The organism is Exiguobacterium sp. HVEsp1 (assembly GCF_002009685.1).
Lineage (GTDB): Bacteria > Bacillota > Bacilli > Exiguobacteriales > Exiguobacteriaceae > Exiguobacterium > Exiguobacterium profundum.
Map to the genome: position 1 here is coordinate 903,082 of NZ_KV917367.1, position 25,477 is coordinate 928,558.

Annotated in this window: 28 protein-coding genes; 26 read left to right on the forward strand and 2 right to left on the reverse strand. The window is 49.8% G+C overall.

Annotated features, from left to right (window positions below; genetic code table 11):
• The first annotated feature begins 109 nt into the window (after nt 1-109).
• The 12 genes from BV910_RS04690 (at nt 110) to mnhG (ending at nt 10,838) form a co-directional block, all read left to right on the forward strand.
• A complete protein-coding gene (locus tag BV910_RS04690) occupies nt 110-1,783 on the forward strand; it encodes an AMP-binding protein (RefSeq protein ID WP_078146520.1) in 1,674 nt (557 codons plus the stop codon).
• Between the two features lie 79 nt (nt 1,784-1,862).
• Nucleotides 1,863-2,441 carry a fatty acid metabolism transcriptional regulator FadR gene (locus BV910_RS04695; RefSeq protein ID WP_074037553.1) on the forward strand — a complete coding sequence of 193 codons (579 nt, stop codon included), beginning with the start codon at nt 1,863-1,865 and terminating at the stop codon, nt 2,439-2,441.
• Between the two features lie 79 nt (nt 2,442-2,520).
• On the forward strand, nt 2,521-3,294 hold the full coding sequence (locus BV910_RS04700; RefSeq protein WP_078146521.1) for an electron transfer flavoprotein subunit beta/FixA family protein: 774 nt from the start codon (nt 2,521-2,523) through the stop codon (nt 3,292-3,294).
• Nucleotides 3,295-3,308: 14 nt separating this feature from the next.
• Nucleotides 3,309-4,274, forward strand: coding sequence for an electron transfer flavoprotein subunit alpha/FixB family protein (locus BV910_RS04705; protein ID WP_015881089.1), 966 nt, complete (start codon nt 3,309-3,311; stop codon nt 4,272-4,274).
• A gap of 107 nt (nt 4,275-4,381) precedes the next feature.
• Complete coding sequence (trxA, locus tag BV910_RS04710; RefSeq protein ID WP_015881090.1) at nt 4,382-4,696, forward strand: thioredoxin; 315 nt, start codon at nt 4,382-4,384, stop codon at nt 4,694-4,696.
• Between the two features lie 347 nt (nt 4,697-5,043).
• Nucleotides 5,044-7,485, forward strand: coding sequence for a Na+/H+ antiporter subunit A (locus tag BV910_RS04715; RefSeq protein WP_078146522.1), 2,442 nt, complete (start codon nt 5,044-5,046; stop codon nt 7,483-7,485).
• Nucleotides 7,457-7,894, forward strand: a complete 438-nt coding sequence (locus BV910_RS04720; protein WP_015881092.1) for a Na(+)/H(+) antiporter subunit B — start codon at nt 7,457-7,459, stop codon at nt 7,892-7,894. The genes BV910_RS04715 and BV910_RS04720 overlap by 29 nt, the downstream gene beginning before the upstream one ends.
• Nucleotides 7,894-8,235 carry a Na(+)/H(+) antiporter subunit C gene (locus BV910_RS04725; protein ID WP_015881093.1) on the forward strand — a complete coding sequence of 114 codons (342 nt, stop codon included), beginning with the start codon at nt 7,894-7,896 and terminating at the stop codon, nt 8,233-8,235. The genes BV910_RS04720 and BV910_RS04725 overlap by 1 nt, the downstream gene beginning before the upstream one ends.
• Nucleotides 8,228-9,712: a Na+/H+ antiporter subunit D gene (locus BV910_RS04730; RefSeq protein ID WP_074037548.1), complete on the forward strand. Its 1,485-nt coding sequence runs from the start codon at nt 8,228-8,230 to the stop codon at nt 9,710-9,712. The genes BV910_RS04725 and BV910_RS04730 overlap by 8 nt, the downstream gene beginning before the upstream one ends.
• A 7-nt stretch (nt 9,713-9,719) precedes the next feature.
• Nucleotides 9,720-10,205: a Na+/H+ antiporter subunit E gene (locus BV910_RS04735; protein WP_078146523.1), complete on the forward strand. Its 486-nt coding sequence runs from the start codon at nt 9,720-9,722 to the stop codon at nt 10,203-10,205.
• Nucleotides 10,205-10,501 (forward strand): Na(+)/H(+) antiporter subunit F1, encoded by a 297-nt coding sequence (locus tag BV910_RS04740; protein ID WP_078146524.1) that lies wholly within the window; start codon nt 10,205-10,207, stop codon nt 10,499-10,501. The genes BV910_RS04735 and BV910_RS04740 overlap by 1 nt, the downstream gene beginning before the upstream one ends.
• Entirely contained in the window at nt 10,479-10,838 is a 360-nt protein-coding gene (gene mnhG, locus BV910_RS04745; protein ID WP_015881097.1) for a monovalent cation/H(+) antiporter subunit G, read from the forward strand. The genes BV910_RS04740 and mnhG overlap by 23 nt, the downstream gene beginning before the upstream one ends.
• 42 nt (nt 10,839-10,880) lie before the next feature.
• On the opposite strand, the gene BV910_RS04750 is transcribed toward mnhG, so the two are convergent.
• Nucleotides 10,881-12,194: a dihydrolipoyl dehydrogenase family protein gene (locus tag BV910_RS04750; protein WP_078146525.1), complete on the reverse strand. Its 1,314-nt coding sequence runs from the start codon at nt 12,192-12,194 to the stop codon at nt 10,881-10,883.
• A 70-nt stretch (nt 12,195-12,264) separates the two neighbouring features.
• Between BV910_RS04750 and uvrC the strand changes: the two genes are divergently transcribed.
• Together uvrC and BV910_RS04760 are read left to right on the forward strand one after the other, a co-directional pair.
• Nucleotides 12,265-14,055 carry an excinuclease ABC subunit UvrC gene (gene uvrC / locus BV910_RS04755; protein WP_168169836.1) on the forward strand — a complete coding sequence of 597 codons (1,791 nt, stop codon included), beginning with the start codon at nt 12,265-12,267 and terminating at the stop codon, nt 14,053-14,055.
• Nucleotides 14,052-14,828, forward strand: a complete 777-nt coding sequence (locus tag BV910_RS04760) for an aminoglycoside adenylyltransferase domain-containing protein (RefSeq protein WP_078146526.1) — start codon at nt 14,052-14,054, stop codon at nt 14,826-14,828. Before uvrC ends, BV910_RS04760 begins: the two co-directional genes overlap by 4 nt.
• Before the next feature lie 25 nt (nt 14,829-14,853).
• Here BV910_RS04760 and BV910_RS04765 read toward each other — a convergent pair whose 3' ends face one another.
• Nucleotides 14,854-15,246 carry a YslB family protein gene (locus tag BV910_RS04765; protein WP_230233887.1) on the reverse strand — a complete coding sequence of 131 codons (393 nt, stop codon included), beginning with the start codon at nt 15,244-15,246 and terminating at the stop codon, nt 14,854-14,856.
• A gap of 222 nt (nt 15,247-15,468) precedes the next feature.
• On the opposite strand from BV910_RS04765, the gene BV910_RS04770 reads away from it, so the two are divergent.
• The 12 genes from BV910_RS04770 (at nt 15,469) to tig (ending at nt 25,391) form a co-directional block, all read left to right on the forward strand.
• Nucleotides 15,469-16,086 carry a succinate dehydrogenase cytochrome b558 subunit gene (locus tag BV910_RS04770; protein WP_074032764.1) on the forward strand — a complete coding sequence of 206 codons (618 nt, stop codon included), beginning with the start codon at nt 15,469-15,471 and terminating at the stop codon, nt 16,084-16,086.
• A gap of 16 nt (nt 16,087-16,102) precedes the next feature.
• Nucleotides 16,103-17,860, forward strand: a complete 1,758-nt coding sequence (gene sdhA, locus BV910_RS04775; protein WP_078146527.1) for a succinate dehydrogenase flavoprotein subunit — start codon at nt 16,103-16,105, stop codon at nt 17,858-17,860.
• 8 nt (nt 17,861-17,868) lie between these two features.
• Nucleotides 17,869-18,657, forward strand: coding sequence for a succinate dehydrogenase iron-sulfur subunit (gene sdhB / locus BV910_RS04780; protein WP_205728302.1), 789 nt, complete (start codon nt 17,869-17,871; stop codon nt 18,655-18,657).
• Nucleotides 18,658-18,665: 8 nt separating this feature from the next.
• A complete protein-coding gene (locus BV910_RS04785) occupies nt 18,666-19,106 on the forward strand; it encodes an acyl-CoA thioesterase (protein WP_074032771.1) in 441 nt (146 codons plus the stop codon).
• 74 nt (nt 19,107-19,180) lie between these two features.
• Nucleotides 19,181-19,444 (forward strand): phosphocarrier protein HPr, encoded by a 264-nt coding sequence (locus tag BV910_RS04790; protein WP_015881106.1) that lies wholly within the window; start codon nt 19,181-19,183, stop codon nt 19,442-19,444.
• A 112-nt stretch (nt 19,445-19,556) separates the two neighbouring features.
• Nucleotides 19,557-20,360, forward strand: coding sequence for a glutamate racemase (racE, locus tag BV910_RS04795; RefSeq protein ID WP_078147903.1), 804 nt, complete (start codon nt 19,557-19,559; stop codon nt 20,358-20,360).
• Nucleotides 20,353-21,102: a ribonuclease PH gene (rph, locus tag BV910_RS04800; protein WP_078146529.1), complete on the forward strand. Its 750-nt coding sequence runs from the start codon at nt 20,353-20,355 to the stop codon at nt 21,100-21,102. The genes racE and rph overlap by 8 nt, the downstream gene beginning before the upstream one ends.
• The gene (locus BV910_RS04805) at nt 21,099-21,689 is read left to right on the forward strand and encodes an XTP/dITP diphosphatase (RefSeq protein WP_015881109.1); all 591 of its coding nucleotides are present in this window, start codon (nt 21,099-21,101) and stop codon (nt 21,687-21,689) included. The genes rph and BV910_RS04805 overlap by 4 nt, the downstream gene beginning before the upstream one ends.
• Nucleotides 21,690-21,694: 5 nt before the next feature.
• The gene (locus tag BV910_RS04810; RefSeq protein WP_078146530.1) at nt 21,695-22,207 is read left to right on the forward strand and encodes a metallophosphoesterase family protein; all 513 of its coding nucleotides are present in this window, start codon (nt 21,695-21,697) and stop codon (nt 22,205-22,207) included.
• Nucleotides 22,208-22,433: 226 nt separating this feature from the next.
• Nucleotides 22,434-22,847: a group I intron-associated PD-(D/E)XK endonuclease gene (locus tag BV910_RS04815; RefSeq protein WP_078146531.1), complete on the forward strand. Its 414-nt coding sequence runs from the start codon at nt 22,434-22,436 to the stop codon at nt 22,845-22,847.
• Nucleotides 22,848-23,097: 250 nt separating this feature from the next.
• Nucleotides 23,098-24,009, forward strand: coding sequence for a hypothetical protein (locus BV910_RS04820; RefSeq protein WP_078146532.1), 912 nt, complete (start codon nt 23,098-23,100; stop codon nt 24,007-24,009).
• A gap of 89 nt (nt 24,010-24,098) precedes the next feature.
• Nucleotides 24,099-25,391, forward strand: coding sequence for a trigger factor (gene tig / locus BV910_RS04825; RefSeq protein ID WP_015881112.1), 1,293 nt, complete (start codon nt 24,099-24,101; stop codon nt 25,389-25,391).
• The last annotated feature ends 86 nt before the right edge of the window (nt 25,392-25,477 follow it).

The window sequence follows — 25,477 nt, forward strand, 5'->3', positions numbered from 1 at the left end:
TTTTTTGATATTTTCTGAAAATTATCGGGTAAAGGGTAGATGAAAGCGTTTTCTTAGCATTATAATAGGGGTAACTGAATGAGTATTCATTTCCTAAGGAGGAACAGCGATGAACAAACCGTGGTTACAAGATTATCCAGAAGGAATGCCCCAGTCAATCGATTATGAGGTAAAGCCGCTCTATGAGGCGTTGTCTCGCGCAGCAAAGGATTATCCGAATCGTACGGCCGTCTCCTTTATCGGAAAGGAGTGGACATTCGCGGAAATCGATGATGCCGCACGTCGACTCGGAACGATGCTTCAAGCGAAAGGGCTTGAAAAAGGCGACTGCGTCAGCCTCATGCTTCCGAACTGTCCTCAATACGTCATCTCGTTCTATGCCGTGCTCTATGCAGGAGGGACGGTCGTCCAGACGAACCCGCTCTACACGGAACGAGAGCTAGAAAACCTCGTAACGGACGCAGGGGTCAAAATTGTCATCACCCTCGACCTGTTATATCCGAAAACGCTTCGCGTCAGTGAGAAGACGGAGATTCAAACCGTGATGACGACGAGTATCGCTGATTACTTACCATTCCCGAAAAACAAACTGTATCCAATCAAAGTGAAACGGGAGAACAATATCGTCATCGATACGACCGGATCGACGCCGTTCAAAAATTATAAAGACTTTAACCCTATCACGCCACTCGACATCGAACCGAAAGAAGATGTCGCCGTTCTTCAATATACAGGGGGAACAACGGGACTTCCGAAAGGTGTCATGTTGACCCATTTCAACTTGACGGCGAACGCGGATCAAATCACGAACTTATTCTATAAGTACAATCGCGGGGACGAGAAACGCGTCTTGTGTGTCGTGCCGTTCTTCCACGTCTATGGGATGTCGTGCTGTCTGAACTTTGGGGTCACGAACGGCTATGAGCTCGTCCTCGTGCCACGTTTTGAAGTGACGGATGTCTTGAAGACGATTCAGAAGAAAAAGCCGCACTTCTTCCCGGGCGCACCGACGATGTACGTCGGGATCTTGAACGACCCGAAACTGAAGAAGTACGATTTGTCTTCGATCGAGGCATGTATCTCGGGTTCGGCTCCGCTTCCAATCGAGGTGCAAGAGGAATTTGAGAAGATTACGGGTGGTCGCATTGTCGAAGGGTACGGTTTGTCTGAGACGTCGCCGGTCACGCATGCGAACTTCTTGTGGGATAAACGGATTGTTGGCTCGATCGGTGCCCCGTTGTCGGATACTTCTGCTAAAATAGTAAAAGCAGACGGAGAAACAGAGGCGGACATCGGTGAAATCGGGGAGATCATGCTGAGCGGTCCACAAGTCATGAAAGGCTACTGGCAGAAACCGGAGGAAACGGCAGCCGTCTTGAAAGATGGGTGGCTCGCAACTGGTGACCTCGGCTACATGGGCGAGGACGGGTTCTTCTATATTGTCGACCGGAAGAAGGACATGATCATCGCAGGTGGCTTTAATGTCTATCCGCGTGAAATCGAAGAAGTCCTCTACGAACATCCGGCCGTGAAGGAAGCGGTCTGTATCGGTGTCCCAGATCCATATCGGGGTGAGACGGTCAAAGCGTTCATCGTCCTTCGCGATGGCTCGAGTGTGACGGAAGAAGAACTCGACAAACATTGTCGTGAGAAGCTTGCGGCCTATAAAGTGCCAAAGTTGTATGAGTTCCGCGACGAGTTGCCGAAGACGTTCGTCGGTAAGATTTTACGCCGTGTCCTCGTCGACGAAGAGAAGGCCAAACAAGTGAAACAAAGCAGTTGACACCAAGCGTACGCATGATAGAATAATAAATGAATGAACCATCATTCATTTTTCTGCAACGGTAAGGAGCTTGGGGTTAATGACAAATCATATTTCGAAAAGTGACCGAATCATTGATGCGGCGGTCAAAGTAATTGCTAATCATGGCTATCACGGTGCAAAGGTGACAGCCATCGCCAAAGAGGCGGGTGTCGCGGACGGCACGATCTATTTGTACTTTAAAAACAAGGAGCATCTCTTAATCGAATTGTTCCAAGCGAAGATGGGGCTGTTCATCGACTACTCGAAACAACAAATCGAGAGCGAGACGTCAGCCGGGAGTAAGTTGTATCAGTTGATTGAATCACATTTAAAGCAACTGTCGGCAGATTACGACCTCGCCGTCGTGACACAAATCGAACTGCGGCAGTCGAACTTGGTACTTCGCCAAAAAATCGGAGAAGTGCTCAAACCGTATTTGAACTTAATCGATTCTGTCGTCAAACATGGAATCGAGACAGGAGAGTTTGACAAGGATTTAGACTATCGACTCGCCCGTCAAATGATTTTCGGCACAATCGATGAGGTTGTGACGAGTTGGATGGCGAGCGGCTTCAAGTATGATCTGTTGTCGACGCTTCCAAATGTGCACCATATGTTGAAAAAAGGGCTTACGTAACAGTGAGCCCTATCACTAGCTCAAAAAATGAATGCTGATTCATGAATGATGGGAAGAATTGACTAAAGGGGGATCAACCATGAATATTTTTGTTTTGCTGAAACGTACGTTTGATACTGAGGAAGCAATTCAGCTCGAGAATGGGGAAATTCAAGAAGACGGCGCTGAGTTCATCATCAACCCGTATGACGAATATGCGGTCGAAGAAGCGATTCAAAAACGTGACGCACTCGGGGGAGAGGTCACGGTCGTCACGGTAGGACCAGAAGATGCGGACAAAGAATTACGTACAGCACTCGCAATGGGTGCGGACAAAGCCGTTCGCATCTCAATCGAGGACGATGTCGAGGATGCGGATCATGTCACGATTTCAAAAGTTCTCGCCTCATACTTGAAAGAACAGGACGCAGACCTCATCTTCGCAGGAAACGTGGCAATCGATGGCGGTAGCGGACAAGTCGCGCCACGAGTCGCAGAACTTCTCGACATGAACTACGTGACGACGATCACGGCTCTTGAAATCGATGGCACGACGGCAACGGTCACACGTGACGTCGAAGGGGACACGGAAGTCATCGAAGTCGCACTCCCACTTCTCGTAACGGCACAACAAGGGTTGAACGAGCCGCGTTACCCGAGCTTGCCAGGAATCATGAAGGCGAAGAAGAAACCGCTCGAAGAACTCGAACTCATGGACATCGATCTCGATGAAGATGAAATCGAAGCGAAAATCGAGACGATTGAACGATTCTTGCCAGAAGAGAAGAAAGCCGGTCGCATCCTTGAAGGCGATATGTCGACACAAGTGAGCGAGCTCGTACAACTTCTTCGCACGGAAGCGAAAGTCATTTAAGGGGGAGATCATAGATGAAAGCTTTAGTACTCGCAGAAGCGCGTGAAGGCGCGTTACGTAACGTATCATTCGAAGCCATCGCTGCGGCGAAGCAATTGACAGACGATGTGACGGCAGTCGTGATTGGGGATCACGTGCAATCACTCGCACAAGAACTCGGGGAGTATGGTGCAAGTCGTGTCCTCGTCGTCGAAGATGATCGCCTCAAGCATTATACGCCAGACGGCTACGGACAAGTGCTCCGTCAGTTGATCGAGCAAGAAAATCCGGAAATGATCGTCCTCGGACATACGGCTCTTGGGAAAGACATCGCACCGAAACTTGCGGCACGTCTCGATGCCGGACTCATCAGTGATGTTGTCTCGATCGAAGGGACAGGACGCGACGCAGAGTTCGTTCGCCCGATCTACTCAGGGAAGGCGTTCGAGAAAGTGAAGTTCAAAGATTCGGTCATGTTCTTCACAATCCGTCCAAACAACATCGATGCACTTGCACGTCAAGCGGGCGCGAGCGTCTCTGTTGAAACGCCGGCGGTCGAATTGAAAGACCTCGCGATGATCGTCAAAGAAGTCGTGCGTAAGGCGACTGGGAAAGTAGATTTGGCGGAAGCGAAAGTTATCGTCGCAGGTGGACGTGGCGTGAAGAGCGAAGATGGATTCAAACCGCTTGAAGAGTTGGCTGAGCTTCTCGGAGGCGCGGTCGGTGCTTCACGTGGAGCATGTGACGCTGACTACTGCGATTACGCACTTCAAATCGGACAGACGGGTAAAGTCGTCACACCAGACCTCTACATCGCATGTGGGATTTCAGGAGCGATTCAGCACTTGGCTGGGATGAGTAACGCGAAAGTCATCGTCGCCATCAACAAGGACCCAGAAGCAAACATCTTCAGCGTGGCAGACTATGGCATCGTCGGCGACTTGTTCGATGTCGTCCCGATGTTGACAGAAGAGTTCCGTAAGCACCTCGTCAATAGCTAATAAGCAAAACGTTTTGGGGTTGTTACCCTCCGTGGTATACTCTGAACATGAATTGCATGAGAGTTCTTTACCAGGACTCTCTCATCTTATTGGGGAGGTTTTTACAAATGGCTATTAAACACGCAACGACTCAATCGTTTGAACAAGATGTAAAAGAGGGCGTCGTCCTCGTAGATTTCTGGGCAACTTGGTGTGGACCATGTCGCATGATCGCGCCAGTTCTCGAAGAACTCGATCAAGAAATGGGTGACCAAGTCCAAATCGTGAAACTCGACGTCGACGAAAACCCTGAAGTCGCAGGTGCTTTCCAAATCCAAAGTATCCCGACACTCATGATGTTCAAAGATGGCGAGCCTGTTTCGAAAACAATGGGCTTCCAACCAAAAGAAGCATTGAAAGAGTTTATCGCGACAGCACAATAATTGCGTAGCAGCCGATTGAGATCGGCTGCTTTTTTGTTTTGCGGAATAGAAAAGAAGGAAAAGGACAGGCAAGTAGGGAATAAGTTGAGTTATTCCACGCACCCTCAATCCGGTCATATTCCGATACATAACGTCTGATTTCAAAATTTTTTTTGAAGAAATTCCGTCGGCTTCCTTCATATTTAACAGATTCGGAATTTTGACGGGGGAGCGCTTGAACTGGAAGCTTTTATCATGGAAACAGACTGAAAATTTACGCTATACTCATGAGGAAGACATGATGGAGTCAAGTGACCTTACTTTACGGCTCAATCTATTGTACGACTCTGTTCGAAGGAGGAATTTTCTTGTCGCTGTTACATTTAGCTATTTTGTTGCCGCTTCTTGCGGCACCATTCATCCCGCTTTTGTTCCGGGGGATGAAACAAATTCATACAGGCTGGTTCGTCTTGATCGTTCCGGTCGTGCTCGTCACCTACTTCGCCGGATTCATTCCGATCACGAGTGCAGGGGACGTCGTGACAGAGACGATTGCGTGGATGCCATCCCTCGGGATTAACTTCACGGCATACGTCGATGGACTCAGTCTCTTGTTCGCCCTTCTCATCACGGGAATCGGCGCACTGGTCGTCCTTTATTCGATTTACTATTTGAATAAGGACAAAGAGTCGCTCGGGCATTTTTACGTGTATCTCTTGATGTTCATGAGTGCAATGCTCGGGGTCGTTCTCTCGGATAACATGATTGTCATGTATATGTTCTGGGAGCTCACATCGATTTCATCATTCCTGTTGATTGGATATTGGTATGAGAAAGAACGTTCCCGCTATGGAGCGCAGAAGTCGATGCTTCTCACCGTGTTCGGCGGATTGTCGATGCTCGGGGGGATCGTCTTACTCGAATCGATGGTCGGCTCGTACAGCATTCGCGATATGGTCGCGAACTCGGGCGTCATCGCCGAGAGTCCATTCTTCCTCGTCGCGATGATTCTCATCTTGCTCGGGGCGTTCACGAAGTCAGCGCAGTTCCCGTTCCACATCTGGTTGCCTGACGCGATGGAAGCACCGACTCCGGTCAGTGCGTACCTCCACTCAGCAACGATGGTCAAGGCGGGTCTCTACCTTGTGGCCCGCATGAGCCCGGTGTTCCAAGAATCATCCGTCTGGCTATGGACGATTGCCGGAGTCGGGATGTTCACGATGTTCTGGGGTTCATTCAATGCCGTGAAGCAGACCGACCTGAAAGGAATCCTAGCGTTCTCGACCGTCAGTCAGCTCGGGTTGATCATGTCACTCCTTGGACTCGGAGCGGCGGCGCTCCACTATGACGGCATGGATGACAACATCTTTATGGTCGCGACGATTGCGGCGATCTTCCATTTGATCAACCACGCGACGTTCAAAGGCTCGCTCTTCATGATGGTCGGGATTGTCGACCACGAGACGGGCACACGTGACATTCGTAAACTCGGTGGTCTGATGACCGTCATGCCGATTTCATTCACGGTCGCCGTCATCGGTTCGTTATCGATGGCTGGTCTTCCGCCATTTAACGGATTCTTGAGTAAAGAGATGTTCTTGAAGGCGACGACGAAAGTCTTCTCGGCCGACTTCTTCGCGCTCGATACGATTGGGATTCTACTCCCGATCATCGCCTTCGTCGGAAGTGTGTTCACGTTCATCTACAGCATCATGCTGTTCACGCGGACGTTCATGGGCAAGGCGAAGTTCGATCAATTGCCGAAACAACCGCATGAGGCACCGATCGGCATGTTAATTTCGCCGGTCATCCTCGCGATTCTCGTTGTCGGTCTCGGGTTCTTCCCAAACGTGTTGTCGAACTCGCTCATCAAGCCAGCCGTCGAGTCGATCTATCCGACACTCGTCGCGCAAGGGCAAGATGTTAAAGTAGATATTTACTTCTGGCACGGTTTGACGCCTGAACTATATATGACAATCGGGGTGATCCTTCTCGGTTCATTACTGTTCTGGCAAATGGGTAAATGGATGGGCATCTACAACCGCATCCCACATCGCTTGACGCTCAACGGGATGTACGATGGTACGCTCGTATGGTCGAACAAGGCGGCATATCGCTTTAAAGACAACTACATGACTGGTTTCATCCGGTCGTACTTGATCTATATTTTCGTCTTCCTTTCAGGTATGATGCTCTTCAGCATTTGGTGGTTCGACATGTACCGCTTCTCGTTTGAGAACCTGGCTGAGATTGCACCTTATGAATATGTGCTCGGAGCTGTCGTCATGCTAGCGGCGCTCGCGATTCTCTTCATGAAGTCGCGTCTCCCGTCTATTATCCTACTTGGGGTCGTTGGATACGGCGTGGCACTGTTCTTCGTCTTCTTCGGTGCACCGGACTTGGCGCTCACGCAGCTCGTCATCGAGACGGTCTCGGTCGCATTGTTCTTGCTCGTCTTCTATCACATGCCGGACATCAGCAAGAAGGAAGTACGGATGCGTTTCAAAGTCGGGAATGCCATCGTGGCTGTTCTCGTCGGGACGACCGTGACGCTTCTCAGCTTCATGGCGCTCACAAACAAATCGCTCACTTCGATCTCAGAGTATTACAAAGAGAACGTGTATGAGCTTGCAGCAGGTAAAAACATGGTTAACGTCGTTCTCGTCGACTTCCGTGGATTTGATACCTTGTTTGAAATCGTGGTTCTCGGGATTGCGGCTTTCGGGATTTACACGATGATTAAATTTAGAACAACACGACGTACGAAAGGAGAAGGTGAACATGAAGCAAAACAGCAGACGCGTCAATGACGTCATTTTGCAGACGGCCGCGATTATCATTTTCTTCATCATTGTCATCTTCTCCATCGACTTGTTCTTTGCCGGTCACTATTCACCAGGTGGAGGATTCATCGGTGGATTGATGACATCCGCGGCACTCGTCTTACTGTTGCTCGCATTTGATTCGAAAACGCTCGCGAACGTGCTCCCGATTGACTACCGTCTCATGACGGCGACCGGATTACTGATTGCCCTTGCGACAGGTCTTCACTCGGTTTTCTTGGGTCGTCCGTTCTTGACGCACGCATACGGGAAGTTTGACTTACCACTTCTCGGTGAACAGACCCTTCACACGGCGATTGCGTTCGACTTAGGGGTTTACCTTGTAGTCATCGGAATCACGTTGACGATTATACAAACGATTGGAGAGAGTGAATAATGGAAATCTTCGTTAGCATCATCATCGGTGTCCTGACGATGTGTGCCGTCTATCTTGTTCTCTCAAGAAGTTTGTTACGCATCATCATCGGCACTGCCTTGTTCAGTCACGCGGCACACCTTCTCGTCTTGACGACGGCAGGTTTGAAGACAGGGGCTGCCCCTGTTCTCGTCGACGGTGTGACGGAATTCACAGACCCGTTACCGCAAGCGCTCGTCTTGACGGCAATCGTCATCAGTTTCGGGGTGACGGCGTTCTTCCTCGTACTTGCCTACCGCACGTATCAGGAGCTCAGCACGGACAATATGGAAGAAATGAAAGGAACAGAATCGTATGATTAACTTACCGGTCTTTCCAATCGTCATTCCTGCGCTTGCGGCCATCCTTATGATGTTTATGCCAAAACGGGTCCAGCTGCAGCGCGCAATGGCTCTTGGAGCTTTAGTTATTACGGCGATCGTGTCACTCTTTCTCGTGCATACGGTCTCCACGGAGGGAATTCAAACCCTCAACCTCGGGAACTGGCAAGCACCGTTCGGCATCACGCTCGTATCGGATATGTTGTCAGCCCTACTCGTGACGACGTCGACTCTCCTCACGCTCTTCATCGTGTGGTTCGCCGTCCATTATTTCTCTGACTCATATGAAGGAAACTACTTGTACATCTCGATGCTCTTCTTGCTCGTCGGGGTGAACGGTGCCTTCACGACAGGTGATATCTTCAACTTGTTCGTCTTCTTTGAGGTCTTCTTGATGTCCTCATACGTATTGATTGTACTCGGTGGACGTGGCGTCCAGTTACGTGAGTCAATCAAATACTTGCTCGTGAACATCATCGCCTCGGCGCTCTTCGTCATGTCGGTCGCCTTGCTTTACGGTGTCACAGGTACACTCAACATAGCGGACTTGGCGATGAAGATTCCGCTTGTCGATAACCCGGACGTCATCACCGTCATCGGTGTGCTATTCGTCATCGTCTTCGGGATGAAAGGGGCACTCGTCCCACTTCACTACTGGCTCCCTGGAGCGTACGTGGTCGCACCGACCCCGATTCTCGCCATGTTCGGGGCTCTCTTGACGAAAGTCGGGGTGTACTCGATCTTGCGGACGTACACGCTACTCTTTGATGGGAACGGTGAGTTTTTACAGACGTTCCTCATGGTGCTCGCTGTCCTCACCATCTTCATCGGGATGACAGGGGCCATCGCATATAACGACGTGAAGTTGATCATCATCTACAACATCATGATCGCGGTCGGGGTCATCTTGTACGGAATCTCGGTCAATACGCAGACGTCCCTTGAAGGGTCACTTTACTACTTGATTCACGACATGATCATCAAAGCAGTTCTCTTCATGCTCGTCGGGATGATGATTGGCATCACCAAATCCGGTCAACTCCGTGATATGGGTGGACTCATCACCCGTTTCCCGCTGTTCGGATGGACGTTCTTCGTCGCAGCGCTCTCGCTCGCTGGGATTCCGCCACTTAGTGGATTCTTCGGAAAATTGTTGATCGTCTCAGGTGGGATGGACGAAGGCGAGCTGTTCGGACCACTTCTCGTCCTCTTGTCGAGTCTCTTCGTCCTCTATTCGGTCATGAAGATTTTCTTGAACGGGTTCTGGGGCGAGGCGAAGCGCGAGTATGATGGACCGCTCGTACCGTATACGAAGCGTTTGATCGTGCCGGTCTTCTTGTTGCTCATCATCGCGGTCGCATACGGATTTGGGGCAGAAGCCATCCATCCGTATATCACGCAAGCGATTGAGCCGCTCGTCAATCCAGAAATCTATATCGATGCCGTGATAAAGGAGTGAATGACAGATGGCTTATCAACTATTGATTAACTTTTTCTTGGCGTTCATCTGGATGTTCCTCACGGGATCGTTCACAACGAGCGGATTCTTCGTCGGGTATCTACTCGGCTTACTCATCTTGTTCATGATGCGCCGATTCTTTAAATCTAGTGGGGGCGGTTTTTACTTCACACGCGTCTGGCGTCTGTTTAAACTGCTGCTCATCTTCATCCGTGAATTGTTCCTCGCGAACTTTGAGGTACTGCGTCTCGTCCTTAGTCCGAAGTTGAAGATCCAACCAGGAATCTTCCGGTATGAGACGTCGCTCGACAAAGGATGGAAAGTCAGCTTGCTCTCGATGCTGATCACGCTCACACCAGGGACGCTCGTCGTTCAGGTGTCAAAAGACAATTCCGTGCTCTATATCCACGCACTCCACATGCCGGATAAAGAAGCGCTACAAAAAGACATTTATGATAACTTTGAATCAAGCATTAAGGAGGCGACAGAGTGATGGATTTACTAGACATTCTCATCTACATCTCGCTCGCCATTCTCTTGCTTGCGATGTTGATGATGTTGTATCGTGTCGTCAAAGGACCGACGACGGCAGACCGAGTCATCGCGCTCGACTCCATCGGGATCGCGCTTATCTCGGTGATCGCGTTACTATCGATTCTGCTCGATACGACTTTGTATTTTGAAGTCATCTTGCTACTCAGTATTTTGGCCTTCATCGGAACGGTGGCGTTCTCGAAATTCTTAGAGAGGGGAGAGATTATCCAACATGACCGCGACAATGATCTTTGATCTCATTACCGGCATCTTCACGATCATCGGCGTCTTCTTCACGGTCGTCGCCGCGATCGGTCTCATCCGTCTCCCAGATATTTATTCGAGAACACACGCTGCCTCAAAGAGTGCGACACTCGGTGTCATGTTCGTCCTCTTTGCAGCCGTCCTTCACGTATATGTCGATGAACGGGTGTTTGATGCAAGACTCTTGCTCGGTCTCTTCTTCGTCCTCTTGACGGCTCCTGTTGGAGGTCACCTCATCTCGCGTGCGGCGCACGCGAAAGGTGTTCCACTTTGGGAGAAGTCATTACAAGACGCGCTGAAAGAAGACAAGGACAAAGGAATCGAATAAGAAAAAGACGGGATTTGCCAAGAGGCAAGTCCCGTCTTTTGTTTAAATGAGATAGGTCAAGTCGGAGGCGGCGGTCGGATAGGCGACTTCTAAGTGCTTCACGTGTTGATGCGACAGTTTGTTCTGTATAATGAAAGAGAACAGGTTGATGAGTTCTGGGGCATGGTGACCAATCAAATGAGCCCCGATGACGTGCCCTTCTGCACTCAGTAACACTTTTGAATAGGCGGTTGCGTCGTTGATTCGTGAATAGGTGAGGAAGTGCGACATGTCCGTTTCTTTCACGTCGAAGTCAATGCCCTCAGCTTCCGCTTCCTCGACCGTAAGACCGACTTTGGCAATCGGTGGTGTCGCATAGACGATGGTCGGGGCCGGACGCTCAGGGAGTGACCTTGTATTCCCTTGAAGCATATTGAGTGCGGCGAGGCGCCCTTCCTGACCGGCGAACGGAGTGAGTGCAGGATTGGGACTTTTGGCGACGTCGCCTGCGGCGTATATATTTGGGTTACTTGTTTGCAGATGCTCGTTCACATGTACACCGTGATGATCAGCTGTGACACCTGCCGCTTCAAGCCGAAGTCGCTCGATGCTTGGAATTCGTCCTGTAGCGTTAAGGACAACTCCTTCTAGGGTAGAGTCATCTGATAACGTTAAGACGTTGCCATCGATTCGTATTGGCTCGACGTCATGTCGGACGGTGATGCCGATTCGCTTCGATTCTTCGATGAGCCGATGGACGACGTTCGGGTCGAATGCTTTCAACGCACGTGAACGAATGAGGAGGGTCACGTCACTTCCGAAGCGTCGGAAGATATGGGCGAATTCAAAGGCGATATAGCCTCCCCCCACGATATGAATCGATTCAGGCAACGCGTCGAGGTCGAACACATCATCGCTCGTGATCGCCAGTTCGCCACCTGGGATATCGAGAGGGCGGGGCGTTTGACCCGTAGCGATTAAAAATTGATTGGCAGAGAGCTCGTGACCATCGATGACGATTGAATCCTCATCGATAAAGTGAGGCTCTCCCTGATATAAGTCTATGTTCATCTCATCCCAATGCTGTTTTTTGGATGTTGGGATAGAGAGGCGGTACTCATCAATCCGCTTTTTAAAAGACGACCAATCGAGTGAAAGGTTTCCATCGATGCCAAGTTCGCGCATACGTTCCGCTCGAGCAAGAAGTTCAGTTCCTTCGGCAAGCATTTTCTTCGGGTCACATCCGCGTTGAGGACATGTTCCTCCGAACGTCCAGTTTTCAATGATGGCAATTTCTTTTCCGGTGTCACGTAAAATCGTGGCGGCTTGGCTCGCGGCGGACCCGCTACCGACAATGATGACATCGTATCGTTTCATAATATAAAATCCTCCTCTGACGAGATATCACACTCTTTTTCCCGTCCAGGAGGAAGCTAAACTGAGGTGAATGGAATTGAGTCATAGCGACCACATTAAGCATAAATTAGCGCTGCTCCCGGACGAGCCGGGTTGTTATTTGCATAAAAATGAATATGGCGAGGTCATCTATGTAGGGAAGGCGAAAAACTTGAAGAACCGGGTGCGTTCCTATTTCACGGGTGCACACGACATCAAGACGATGCGACTCGTCGCAGAGATCCGGGACTTCGAGTACATCGTGACGGCGAGTGAACTCGAGGCGTTATTACTCGAAATGACGCTCATCAAAAAGCATGACCCGAAGTACAACATTCGCCTGAAGGACGACAAGACGTACCCATATATCAAAATTACGAACGAACCGTATCCACGTCTATTGACGACGCGGAAATTGAAAAAAGACGGCGGGCATTACTTCGGACCGTATCCGAACGCCTATGCGGCGAACGAGACGAAACGTCTACTCGATAAACTGTATCCGCTGCGGAAATGTCAGCCGATGCCGAAGAAACTCTGTCTGTATTATCATATCGGGCAATGTTTAGGTCCTTGTGAGCTGGCAGTCGATACGGATTCGCAAAAAGAGATTGTTCAGGAAATCCGACGCTTCCTGAACGGGGAGACGAGCGAGACGCTCACGAAGCTGAACGTCGAGATGGGACGTGCCGCTGAGGACATGCAGTTCGAGCGGGCGGCTGAACTACGCGATCAAATTCGAGCAGTCGAATCGATTATGAACAAACAGAACATGATCACGGCCGACCCGACGGCCCGTGACGTCTTCGGCTATACGCTCGACCGAGGCTGGATGTGCGTCCAAGTATTCTATATGCGTGGCGGGAAGATGATTGAGCGAGATGTCTCGCTCTTCCCGATGCATGGAGAGCCTTCGGAAGAACTCGAAAGTTTCATCGTTCAGTTCTATGAACAAAACGTCGTGCCAAAAGAAATTCTCGTACCCGAGACGGTCCGGCTCGATTTACTGAATGAAGCCATCGGAACGAAAGTGATGCAGCCGAAACGAGGGGCGAAGAAACAGTTGCTTGATTTAGCGACGAAGAATGCGACAATCGCCTTAAACGAGAAGTTCGAGTTGCTCGCCCGAGATGAAGAGCGGACGTTGCTCGCGATGCGTGAACTCGGGGAAGCGATCGGCATCCCCAACTTGTCACGTGTCGACATCATCGACAACGCGAACATCCAGGGGGCGGACGCTGTGTCGGCACTCGTCGTCTTTGAAGACGGGAAGCCGCTCAAAAAAGAATATCGGAAATATAAGATTCGGACGGTCCAAGGACCAGACGATTACGAGACGATGCGTGAAGTCGTCCGGCGACGATTCCGTCGCCTGTTGACGGAAGACAAGCGACTACCCGATCTCCTACTGATCGATGGGGGGATTGGACAATTGAATGCGGCGCTCGACGTCATCCAAAACGAGTTCGGGCTCGACTTGCCGGTCGGCTCGCTCAAAAAGGATGACCGACATCGAACGAGCCAACTGTTATTCGGAGAAGGCGGGGGCGTTGTCGAGCTCCATCCACGCTCGAGCGCTTTTTATCTGTTGCAGCGGATGCAAGATGAGGTCCACCGGTTCGCCATCACGTTCCACCGCAGCTTGCGGACGAAGAAGATGACGAAGTCGATCCTCGATGAGATTCCGGGTGTTGGTCCGAAACGCCGTCAACAGCTCATCCGCCATTTCGGGTCGATGAAACAAATCCGTCTGGCATCGCTCGAACAATTGAAGGAAGCGGGATTGCCGGAAAAATTAGCGGAGACCGTGCTTCAATACGTGCATGAGGAGACGGATGAATGAGACAGATTACGACAGACGTGGAGAATACAATCGCTTCATTCGTGAGAGCGATTGATGAATTTCTACCAACCGTTCAGCATATATATATTCATGGATCATTAGCGATGGGTGGTTTTCATCCGAAACGAAGTGATGTAGATTTGTTGCTCGTCGTATCAAACGCATTGACTCGGGAGGAACGACAAAAACTCATCGACTGCTGTCTCTCGTACTCCAACGAACCATATCCGCTCGAACTGAGCATCATGACGATGGCGCAGCTAAAAGATTGGTATCATCCAAGTCCTTTTGAGTTTCACTATAGTGAAGGGTGGCGTTCACGTTTTGAAGAAGCTAGTAGGGAAGAAAGAACCGAATTGCAACAAGGATTCACCGATCCTGATTTGGCGGCTCACGTCCAAGTGATTTTAGAGCGTGGTATCACATGGCGAGGGCAACCACTTCATAAACTCCTTTCTGGATTCGATTCAGCTCATTTTTCTGATGCGATTCGAGCGGATGCGCTCGATTGTCTTGACTCGATTGAAGAACAGACGGTGTATAGCGTATTGAACTTGATACGTGGCCTGGCCTATGAACAAGAACGTGTTCTGCTCTCAAAACAAGAAGCACTCCATTGGTTAGTGAATAACGGACATTTTCCAGGAAATATTGTCGAAGTTGTTCGTAAGGCGACTCGGAGCTATGAAGGGGGAAGTGTGACGTTTCATCGACAAGAACTCAATGAATTCCGTCGCTACATGTGTCAACAACTTCAGCGGAAACAAAAATAAGAGTCGATGCGTTTGGCATCGACTCTTATTCGTAGTCGTCTTTCCGGTCTAGTTGGACGGTGATTTGGACAGCTTTTCGGGTTGGATCGGCATACCCTTCCGCGACGCACTGGAAACGACCTGCAATCTGTTCGGCTAAAAATCCAGCTTCAAGCTGATAGTATCCTGTCGCTTTGGCCTGAGTCGCAGGTGGTGGGATCAATTCATATGTAAACTTGCTCCCACGTTCCTTCTTGATTGTCAACTCGCCCCAACCTGCCTCTGCGAAGAAAGCAGTCAGTTCATCGTCGGACATCGTCGGGAATTTACGGGCGACCCGTTTTCCTGACCAATAGATGACTTGGGCGTAATCTTCGCCAAGCAAATCCGTCAACACATAGTCGCGAAGCAGTTCAATCGCGAAAATTGGTTGGCTCATCGTTTCCATTCTATCCCATCACTCCAATCTCTCTATATCATTATAACGACCAATTGGAATTTGGTCATCCTGTATTTTTGAAAAGAATGTGGCACAAATCGGCTAGGTTGTCTTGTCATACAATTTTCACAAGAGTAGAATAGGAGACAGAAAGCTATATCTGCATTTGAAAACGCTTTTATTGACAATACGAGCCAATGCTCGTGAAAAGGGGGAACTAGAATGGCAGCGCATCGTGACTACTTCAGTCGTAAAGTCCATTCGCTACTTGGGGTCATTCCAATCGGTTTGTTTTTGATCGTCCATTTGTCGGTCAACTACTACATCGTCGATGGGGTGGAGTCATTCAACAAAGCAGCAAAATTCATGGGGAACTTACCGTATTTGTACTTCCTTGAAGTGACAATTATCGCATTGCCGATGATTTTCCACGGGGTGTACGGCGTGTACTATGCGTTTCTCGGATCAATCAACTCGAACCGCTATTCATACGCACGTAACTGGTTGTATCTCTTCCAACGCTTCACAGGAGTTTTCCTCGTGATCTTCATCGCTTGGCACGTTTGGGAAACGCGTCTTGCGAAATTGCGCGGGGTAGAAGTCAATGCGGAGATGATGCAAAACATCGTCGACAACCCGCTCATGTTGATCTTCTACATAGTCGGAATCCTTTCGGCTACGTTCCACTTCGCGAACGGTCTTTGGTCGTTCTCGATCACGTGGGGTATCACACAGTCACCTCGTTCGCAACGTCTCATGAGCTACGTATCAGGTGTCGTGTTCTTGGCACTATCTTTTGTCGGCATCCGTTCGATTTTGACGTTTGCAGGCATCTTGTAATTAGGGGGAATTTTACATGGCAAATCAAAGTTTGATCGTCATCGGTGGCGGTCTAGCTGGACTCATGGCGACAATCAAGTCGGCAGAGATGGGTGTTCCGGTAAAACTATTCTCGCTTGTACCGGTCAAGCGTTCACATTCAGTTTGTGCCCAAGGTGGGATTAACGGGGCCGTCAACACGAAAGGGGAGGGTGACTCTCCTTGGCAACACTTTGACGACACGGTTTACGGAGGCGACTTCCTCGCCAACCAACCGCCTGTCCAAAAGATGGCGGAGAATGCTCCGAAAATCATTCACATGTTCGACCGGATGGGCGTCATGTTCAACCGTACGCCAGAAGGTCTCTTAGACTTCCGTCGTTTCGGTGGAACCCTTCACCACCGTACGGCATACGCTGGAGCTACGACAGGACAGCAACTTCTCTATGCACTCGATGAGCAGGTTCGTCGTTACGAAGCGCAAGGTCTCGTCGAGAAGTATGAAGGATGGGAATTCCTTCGCGCCGTCATCGACGAAGAAGGCATCTGCCGCGGTGCGGTATGTCAAGATTTGCGCTCGATGGAAATTAAAGCGTTCCCATCGGACGCGGTCATCTTGGCGACAGGTGGCCCAGGGGTCATCTTCGGTAAGTCGACAAACTCGGTCATCAACACAGGACAAGCAGCGGCAGCGGTTTACCGTCAAGGCGCGGTCTACGCGAACGGGGAGTTCATCCAAATTCACCCGACGGCGATTCCGGGGGACGACAAACTTCGTCTCATGAGTGAGTCGGCTCGTGGAGAAGGTGGACGTGTCTGGACATACAAAGACGGGAAGCCATGGTACTTCCTCGAAGAGAAATATCCAGCTTACGGAAACCTCGTACCGCGTGACATTGCGACACGTGAGATCTTCGACGTATGTGTCAACCAAAAACTCGGCGTCAACGGCGAGAACATGGTCTACCTCGACTTGTCTCATAAAGATTCGAAAGAACTTGACATCAAACTCGGTGGGATCCTCGAAATCTACGAGAAATTCGTAGGCGACGACCCGCGTAAAGTACCGATGAAAATCTTCCCGGCAGTCCACTATTCGATGGGCGGACTATGGGTCGACTATGATCAGATGACGAACATTCCGGGTCTCTTCGCAGCTGGCGAATGTGACTACTCGATGCACGGTGCAAACCGTCTAGGTGCGAACTCGCTTCTTTCAGCCGTACATGGCGGAATGGAAGCAGGTCCTGCGGCAGTCAACTACATGCGTGGACTTGACCAAGCGACAGAGAGCGTCTCAGAAGCGCTCTTTAACTTCAACGAACGTGAAGAAATCGATCGATTCAACAACATCCTTGCGATGGATGGAACAGAGAATGCTTATCAAATTCACCGTGAACTCGGTGAACTTATGACGGACAACGTCACAGTTGTTCGCTACAATGACAAACTTGAAGCGACCGACAAGAAAATCCAAGAATTGCGTGAACGTTTCCATAAGATTTCAGCTACGGATACGGCACGTTGGAGCAACCAAGGGGCATCGTTCATTCGACAACTCGACCACATGCTCGACCTCGCACGCGTCATCACACTTGGCGCGCTCAAGCGGGACGAGAGCCGTGGGGCCCATTACAAACCGGAGTTCCCGGAACGTAATGATGAGCAGTTCATGAAGACGACGATGGCACGTTACAAAGATGGGGAAGTCGATATCTCGTATGAAGACATCGATGTTTCGTTAATCCCGCCACGTAAACGGGATTACTCGAAGAAAGGGGCGAAGACGAAATGACGACGCCAATGCAATCTGAACAAAAAGACATCCGCTTCATCATTGAACGCCAAGATGGACCGGATCAAGCGACGTATACGGAAGAATTCACGGTACCATACCGTCCAAACATGAACGTCATCTCGGCATTGATGGAAATCCGCCGTAACCCGGTCAACGCGAACGGGGACAAGACGACACCGATCAACTGGGACATGAACTGTCTTGAAGAAGTATGTGGTGCCTGTTCGATGATCATCAACGGGAAGCCGCGCCAATCGTGTACGGCACTCGTCGATAAACTCGAGCAACCGATTCGTCTTTCACCGATGAAGACGTTCCCGGTCATCCGTGACCTTCAAGTCGACCGTCAACGCATGTTCGACGCGTTGAAAAAAGTGAAGGCATGGGTCCCGATCGACGGCACATACGACCTCGGTCCAGGACCGCGTATGCCGGAGAACAAACGTCAATGGGCGTACGAACTATCGAAATGTATGACGTGTGGTGTTTGTCTTGAAGCGTGTCCGAACGTGAACGACAAATCGGACTTCATCGGTCCAGCGGCGATTTCGCAAGTCCGACTCTTTAACTCACATCCAACAGGTGCCTTCCACGCGGAAGACCGCCTCGAAGCACTCATGGAAGACGGCGGCATCATGCAATGCGGAAACGCACAAAACTGTGTCGAAGTTTGTCCGAAGGGCATCCCGCTCACGACGTCAATCGCTTCGATGAACCGTCAAACGACGCTTCACTCGTTCAAACAGTTCTTCGGTAGTGACAAAGGTCGCACCGGTTCTGCGGTCGAGGCGTAAGCGAGCCGATGACCAAGTACTTTCGAGAGCCAGGTTGGGAAACACGTGTCAAAGCAGGTGTCGCGCTCGATGTGAAAGTCCGCTTTTCGGAGTGCGACCCGTATGGTCACATGAACAACACAATTCCGTTCATCTATTTCGAAGATGCCCGGATCGAGTTGTTAGAGGCGACAGGATTCTCTTTAAAGGACGGATTCGTCGTTGTCGCCGATGCGCAATGTGACTATGTTCGACAAGTCATGCCACGTCAACAGCTGACTGTGCATGCCAATATCTTGACGGTCGGAAACACTTCATGTGATATTCATTACGGGGCATATGACGGAGAGCAACTCCTTTTCGCCGGACGGACAAGCCTCGTTCATTTAACAAAGGAAGGCCGTCCTACGGAATGGACTCCGGAATATAAAAACCGCTTGCAGAATTTTTGCGAATCCGCTATCATTTGATAATGAGTTCACAAACAAAAAATATTCTGCTGGTTCGCCTGTAGAATTGAATTTTGAAGGGAGACCATCATCTCATGGAAAAAACGTTCACAGTCGTTGCTGATTCAGGAATTCACGCTCGTCCAGCTACTCAGTTGGTTAACACAGCTTCTAAGTTCCAATCAGACATCAACCTCGAGTACAATGGTAAAACAGTTAACTTGAAGTCGATCATGGGTGTACTTTCACTCGGTATCGCAAAAGATTCTACAATCAAGATCACTGCTGAAGGTGAAGATGCAGAAGAAGCGATCAACACGCTTTCTGACATGCTCACTAGCGAAGGTCTTGCTCAGTAATTCGGGTAAGGGACGAGGCGCCACTGGCGACCTCGTCTTTTTTTGTCATGGGAACGTTTCTTTTTCCGTCCGAGGTTTTTTGGTAAGATAGGTGAGAATGGAAGTGATGCAAATGAAACGAGCGATTGGAGTCCTCGATTCAGGAGTCGGCGGGTTGACGGTAGTCAAAGAATTGATGCGCCAACTCCCTAAAGAAGAGATTGTCTATATCGGAGATACTGAACGCTGTCCATACGGGCCGCGTCCGCACGATGAGATTGAAGCATATACATGGGAATTGATTGAATTTTTATTGAAGAAAGACGTCAAGATGATTGTCATCGCCTGTAATACGGCGACCGCGGTCGTATTGAAAGAGGCGCGCAAACGTCTCGACATCCCGGTCATCGGTGTCATCGACCCGGGTGCCCGCGCGGCTGTCAAAGGAACGCGCAACAAGCATATCGGTGTCATCGGTACGAAGATGACGATTGAGAGCGGTTCCTATGAGAAGGCGTTACGTCACGTGGCAGGTGAGGTCGATGTGTATTCACTCGCGTGCCCACCGTTCGTCCCGCTCGTAGAGGCTGGAGAAGTGTCTGGAGAGCGCGTGCGTCAAGTGGTGGAGGAAACACTTCGTCCACTTCAACCATCCGAGATGGATACGTTGATTCTCGGTTGTACGCACTACCCACTCCTTGCCCCAGTCATTCAAGATGTGGTCGGACCGGATGTCCACCTCATCTCATCAGGTGACGAGACGGCGCTTGAAGTGGCTGCGATGCTCGATTATCAGGAACTTGAGAATGGATTGGATGCAGTCCCGGCACATGCCTTCTATGCGACGGGTGATATCGAACTATTTGACCGACTCGCGAGCGAATGGCTCGGGCGTCCGGTTCATGCGGAGAAAGTCGAGGTGACCGGCATTGCGTGATACGAGACGATTTGATGAACTGCGCCCAGTCAAGATTGTGCCGCACGTGAACAAGCATGCGGAAGGGTCCGTATTGATTTCAATCGGCGATACGAAAGTCATTTGTACCGCGACTGTGGAGGAGCGGGTACCGAATTTCCTTCGCGGTAAGAAACAAGGGTGGATCAATGCAGAATATGCGATGCTCCCACGGGCGACGGGAGACCGTACTGTCCGGGAATCGGTACGTGGAAAACAATCGGGACGAACGATGGAGATTCAGCGTCTGATTGGCCGGTCGCTCCGCTCTGTCGTGGACTTAGAACGTCTCGGTGAACGGACGATTTGGGTCGACTGCGACGTCATTCAAGCGGATGGTGGGACTCGGACGGCTTCCATCACAGGTGGCTTTTGCGCGCTCGTGTTGGCCGTCGATCGCTTGATTCGCCAAGGGAAACTTGAAGATACACCGATTAAAGAAGGGGTGGCCGCAATTTCGGTCGGGCGAACGGACGAGCTTGTCTTAGACTTGGATTACCTAGAAGACGCTGCGGCAGAGGTCGATATGAATGTCGTCATGACGGCAAGCGGTCGGTTCGTCGAAGTACAAGGTACAGGGGAAGAGGCGACGTTCACGCTACAAGAGATGAACGAGATGCTCGCGCTCGCGCAACACGGTATCGAATCATTATTCAAGACGGCGGAAGCGGCACTCGGTGCTTCTTGGTGGTACGTCGGGGAACGTTCGGAGGAGACATTATGAAGTTGATCATTGCGACACACAATCCTGGAAAAGTGAAAGAACTCGAAGGGATGTTGACGCCGCTTGGATTCGAGGTCGAGTCACTCCTCGACTATCCGGATGCGCCAGAGACGGATGAGACCGGCACGACGTTTGAAGAGAATGCGGCGTTAAAAGCGACGGAGGCGGCAGCTTACTTTGGACATGCCGTCCTCGCGGATGACTCCGGTCTTGAAGTCGACGCGCTTGACGGGGCACCGGGAGTATACTCGGCCCGCTTTGCAGGTCCAGAAAAGTCAGACGAGGCAAACAATGCGCTTCTTCTTGAAAAATTGAACGGAGAAACGAATCGTACGGCTCGTTTCGTCTGTGCACTCTGTCTCGCAAAACCGAGCGGAGAGACGTTGACCGTTCGTGGAACAATCGAAGGGACAATCGGTTATTCCCCACAAGGCGAAAATGGCTTCGGATACGATCCACTCTTTATCGTCCCATCGCTTCATAAGACAGCGGCAGAGTTGGAACGTGACGAGAAGGCGGTCGTCAGCCACCGTGGACAGGCACTACGAAAACTGGAGGCAGAAATCATACCATTCATGAAAGGATGAAGCTTATGCGTTTTCTAATAGTGAGTGATAGTCATGGGTTGACCGAAGAATTGACAACGATTTTTGAACGACATGAGGCGGAGATTGATGACGCGTTCCATTGCGGGGATTCACAGCTCGCCCTTGTCGATGAACATTTGTTACCTTATCGAACGGTTCGGGGGAATTGTGATTTCGGGGGAGACCTTCCCCTTGAACGCATCGAGACGACGGATGCCGGTACGATCTTAATCGTTCACGGGCACCATCATGACGTCAAATTCGATTTGAACCGTCTACGGTATCGAGCGGAAGAAGTGGGAGCGAATGTCGTCTTGTTCGGTCACTCGCATGTGGCGGGTGCGCTGATCGAGGACGGGGTCGTCTACATCAACCCAGGTTCGATTCGCATGCCGCGAGGACGAACGGACAAAACGTATGCGTTACTCGATCTCGAAGCGGGGGAAGCAACAGTGCGTTTCTATCGCTCAGATGACGGTTCTCACGTCGAAGACTTGGACATCTCAGGAAAACTATGAGTTTCGAATGGGAAATCGATTGACAGGAAACCATTTTTCTATTATAGTTTTCATGTCAATGTCCCAATAGCTCAGCAGGATAGAGCAACGGCCTTCAAGACAAATAGGAGCCTTTATAGGGAAACAGAAACCTATAAAGTGGACGACACTATATCGGTGAAGCCTTAACAGATGATGCTGATGGTAATACCGAGGAAACTTACGATCTCTTAAGGAGTGATGTTTTATGTATCATCACACAAAAAGTAAGGGAGATTTAGGTGTTTTAAAGGCTCAAGTAGATTTATATCAAAAAGGGTTTATGATTTTGTTCCCTGCAACTGAACATGCACCGTTTGACTTAGTTGTTTACAAAGACAACCAGTTTAAACGGATTCAAGTTAAGTACAGAGAACTAAACACAAACGGGGTTCTAAATGTTCGGTTTCGTTCAAGCTATAGTACCGCGAGTGGAGTTCAGACGCGGTTTATAAACAAAGATGAAATTGATGTATACTGTGTATATTGTCCACAGACTGATACCTGTTATTACTTTGAACCGAATCTTTTTGAAAAATCTATTTCATTGAGGGTAAAAATACCAAAGAATAATCAAAAGCAAAATATTCTTTTTGCAGATGATTATCGTGAGGTTCCGTAGAGACTACACGTGTCGCACCTGAAACGGTGAAGATATAGTCCAGACTACAAACAACACGATGTTGGTGACGAAAGTCATGGTGGTAAGCTAAGCCGTCGGTCGGGGGTTCGAATCCCTCTTGGGACGCTTCCATTAAAATAGAGACGCTCTCTACGGAGAACGTCTCTTTTTTCATTTTCCGGGAAATCGATTGACAAGGAATCGCGTCCTAACGGAAGATGAAGGGGAATGGAAGAGAGGGTGAGGGAAGATGGAGAAGGAAAAGGATCAGGACTATCCGTTCCCTGGGAATTGGGCGCGTCTGCATAAGATGATTCAGGAGGCAGATGCTTCTGGGGAACGACAGCGGATCGAACCGATTTTATGGGATTGGTATCAGACGATTCCAGGTGACCCGTTTATTTTCATGGAAATCTTCCAATGTGCAATGGAACGGCCGGACGACCCAGAGACACTCGAGAAGCTGCAGGAACTCGTCAGCATCCATATGTCCGAGGCGGAAGAGCCGGCCTCAGGAGGGCTGCAGATTGCGCAGTATTACATCATGCGGGACCAACCGTTTGAAGCGGCGCACTGGATTAACCAGTATCTCGAATGGCAGGACAAGAAGGATACGGTCAACACCCAGGCACACCAGGTACTTCAAGTGTTGAAGATGACCGAGTTTCCGGCGGCAATCGCCAAGTTGAAGCGAACGCTGACGCGAGGAAGTACAGGGGAACAGATTGAAGCGTTACAACATGTTCACTTTCAAATCGACCCCGTGCTCGACAATGTGCTACATGAACTGCTCGAGTCGGAGCGTCCGAAGCTCGTCAAACTGATCGTGTTGGAAAAAGCGTTCGCCGAACTAGGAGTCATCGAATGGACGGATGGGGACATTTCGAACAAGATGACACGAACGGAAGCAAAAGCGCAGATTGAATCGTGGGAGAAGACAGTTTTTTCTCTTCAAAAATCAGTTGAAGGCGATGAGATCGGGACCCAGCTGTTGATGAATTACATGTATACGCATTATCCGTATGTGCCGGCCGAAAAAGCGGATGTGGAACAGGCGCTCGTACAGGCGAAACAAGCGATTTTACATGACGAACCGGTCGACGGTTTAGCCGCGGAGATTTTAGAGGCGGATCTTCGCTTTACACAGGCGTTATTAGACTAAATCCTTGTGTGCTTACCGAGGATTTATGCTATAATACGGATTGTTGTACATTTTTGTACGGTATAAACGAATTGTTGGAGGGACTTAGCATGACAGCAAAATGGGAAAAAACATCAGGTAGCCAAGGCGTACTCACGTACGAAGCTCCTGCAGAAGCTTTTGATAAAGCAGTTGACGCCGCATTTAAAACAGTCGTCAAAGACTTGAACGTGCCTGGCTTCCGTAAAGGTAAATTGCCACGCCCAATGTTCAACAAAATGTATGGAGAAGAAGCACTCTATCAAGATGCGCTCGACATTCTCTACCGCGACACGATCCAAGGTGCAGTTGAAGAAGCTGGTTTCGAACCAATCGCTCTCGAAAACATCGATGTAGACGGTACGCTCGAGAAAGGCAAACCAGTCGCTTTCAAAGTGACATTCGTGGTTGAGCCAGAAGCTGAGCTTGGCGAATACAAAGGCCTCGAGTACGAAGCTGTTTCAACTGAAGTAACAGAAGACGAAGTAACAGCAGAACTTGAAGCACTTCAACAGCAAGGCGCAGAACTAGCTGTTAAAGAAGGTGCAATCGAAAACGGCGATACAGCTGTCTTTGATTTCGCAGGTTTCGCTGACGGTGAGCAGTTCGAAGGCGGCACAGCTGAGAACTACACACTCGAAATCGGTTCTGGTCAATTCATCCCAGGATTCGAAGAGCAAATGATCGGCATGACTGCTGGTGAAGAAAAAGACGTTGAAGTAACATTCCCTGAAGAGTACCACGCTGAAAACTTGGCGGGTAAACCAGCGACATTCAAAGTCAAACTTCACGAAGTCAAAACAAAACAAGTTCCTGAACTCGACGACGAGTTTGCAAAAGACATCGACGAGTCTGTTTCGACACTCGACGAGTTGAAAGCAAGCATCCGTGAGCGTTTAGAAGCTGGTAAGAAACAAGAAGCTGAAGGTACAATGCGCGACCAACTCGTAGAGCAGGCAACTGCTAACGCGACAATCGACGTACCGGAAGTTCTCGTTGAACAAGAAGTAGACCGCATGGTACAAGAGTTCGGTTCACGTGTATCTTCACAAGGAATCGACCTTAACATGTACTTCGAGCTCACTGGTACTTCTGAAGAAGCAATGCGCGAAGAGATGAAAGAGCAAGCTGAAGAGCGCGTAAAAGCTCGTCTCGTCTTGAAAGCAATCGCTGACAAAGAAGCAATCGAAGTATCTGACGAAGATGCTGAGAAAGAGCTTGAAGAAATGTCTAAACTTTACAACATCGCACCGGACCAACTCCGTACGATGCTCGCTCCGCAAGGTGGACTTGAGACACTTAAAGGTGACCTCAAATTCCGTAAAGCGATCGACATCCTCGTTGAAAACGGTAAAGCGAAGTAAGCTGATATTCGAAGGGACGACTGCCTAGCGGTCGTCCTTTTTTCTGTCACAGCACATTGCATGTGTAATTCTTTGAAGTCGCAATA

Bases quoted from the DNA above. Each gene is read 5' to 3' on its own strand.
- BV910_RS04690 (WP_078146520.1), top strand. From the start codon at position 110: ATGAACAAACCGTGGTTACAAGATTATCCAGAAGGAATGCCCCAGTCA.
- BV910_RS04695 (WP_074037553.1), top strand. From the start codon at position 1,863: ATGACAAATCATATTTCGAAAAGTGACCGAATCATTGATGCGGCGGTC.
- BV910_RS04700 (WP_078146521.1), top strand. From the start codon at position 2,521: ATGAATATTTTTGTTTTGCTGAAACGTACGTTTGATACTGAGGAAGCA.
- BV910_RS04705 (WP_015881089.1), top strand. From the start codon at position 3,309: ATGAAAGCTTTAGTACTCGCAGAAGCGCGTGAAGGCGCGTTACGTAAC.
- trxA (WP_015881090.1), top strand. From the start codon at position 4,382: ATGGCTATTAAACACGCAACGACTCAATCGTTTGAACAAGATGTAAAA.
- BV910_RS04720 (WP_015881092.1), top strand. From the start codon at position 7,457: ATGAAGCAAAACAGCAGACGCGTCAATGACGTCATTTTGCAGACGGCC.
- BV910_RS04725 (WP_015881093.1), top strand. From the start codon at position 7,894: ATGGAAATCTTCGTTAGCATCATCATCGGTGTCCTGACGATGTGTGCC.
- BV910_RS04730 (WP_074037548.1), top strand. From the start codon at position 8,228: ATGATTAACTTACCGGTCTTTCCAATCGTCATTCCTGCGCTTGCGGCC.
- BV910_RS04735 (WP_078146523.1), top strand. From the start codon at position 9,720: ATGGCTTATCAACTATTGATTAACTTTTTCTTGGCGTTCATCTGGATG.
- BV910_RS04740 (WP_078146524.1), top strand. From the start codon at position 10,205: ATGGATTTACTAGACATTCTCATCTACATCTCGCTCGCCATTCTCTTG.
- mnhG (WP_015881097.1), top strand. From the start codon at position 10,479: ATGACCGCGACAATGATCTTTGATCTCATTACCGGCATCTTCACGATC.
- BV910_RS04750 (WP_078146525.1), bottom strand. From the start codon at position 12,194: ATGAAACGATACGATGTCATCATTGTCGGTAGCGGGTCCGCCGCGAGC.
- uvrC (WP_168169836.1), top strand. From the start codon at position 12,265: ATGGAATTGAGTCATAGCGACCACATTAAGCATAAATTAGCGCTGCTC.
- BV910_RS04760 (WP_078146526.1), top strand. From the start codon at position 14,052: ATGAGACAGATTACGACAGACGTGGAGAATACAATCGCTTCATTCGTG.
- BV910_RS04765 (WP_230233887.1), bottom strand. From the start codon at position 15,246: ATGAGCCAACCAATTTTCGCGATTGAACTGCTTCGCGACTATGTGTTG.
- BV910_RS04770 (WP_074032764.1), top strand. From the start codon at position 15,469: ATGGCAGCGCATCGTGACTACTTCAGTCGTAAAGTCCATTCGCTACTT.
- sdhA (WP_078146527.1), top strand. From the start codon at position 16,103: ATGGCAAATCAAAGTTTGATCGTCATCGGTGGCGGTCTAGCTGGACTC.
- sdhB (WP_205728302.1), top strand. From the start codon at position 17,869: ATGCAATCTGAACAAAAAGACATCCGCTTCATCATTGAACGCCAAGAT.
- BV910_RS04785 (WP_074032771.1), top strand. From the start codon at position 18,666: ATGACCAAGTACTTTCGAGAGCCAGGTTGGGAAACACGTGTCAAAGCA.
- BV910_RS04790 (WP_015881106.1), top strand. From the start codon at position 19,181: ATGGAAAAAACGTTCACAGTCGTTGCTGATTCAGGAATTCACGCTCGT.
- racE (WP_078147903.1), top strand. From the start codon at position 19,557: ATGAAACGAGCGATTGGAGTCCTCGATTCAGGAGTCGGCGGGTTGACG.
- BV910_RS04805 (WP_015881109.1), top strand. From the start codon at position 21,099: ATGAAGTTGATCATTGCGACACACAATCCTGGAAAAGTGAAAGAACTC.
- BV910_RS04810 (WP_078146530.1), top strand. From the start codon at position 21,695: ATGCGTTTTCTAATAGTGAGTGATAGTCATGGGTTGACCGAAGAATTG.
- BV910_RS04815 (WP_078146531.1), top strand. From the start codon at position 22,434: ATGTATCATCACACAAAAAGTAAGGGAGATTTAGGTGTTTTAAAGGCT.
- BV910_RS04820 (WP_078146532.1), top strand. From the start codon at position 23,098: ATGGAGAAGGAAAAGGATCAGGACTATCCGTTCCCTGGGAATTGGGCG.
- tig (WP_015881112.1), top strand. From the start codon at position 24,099: ATGACAGCAAAATGGGAAAAAACATCAGGTAGCCAAGGCGTACTCACG.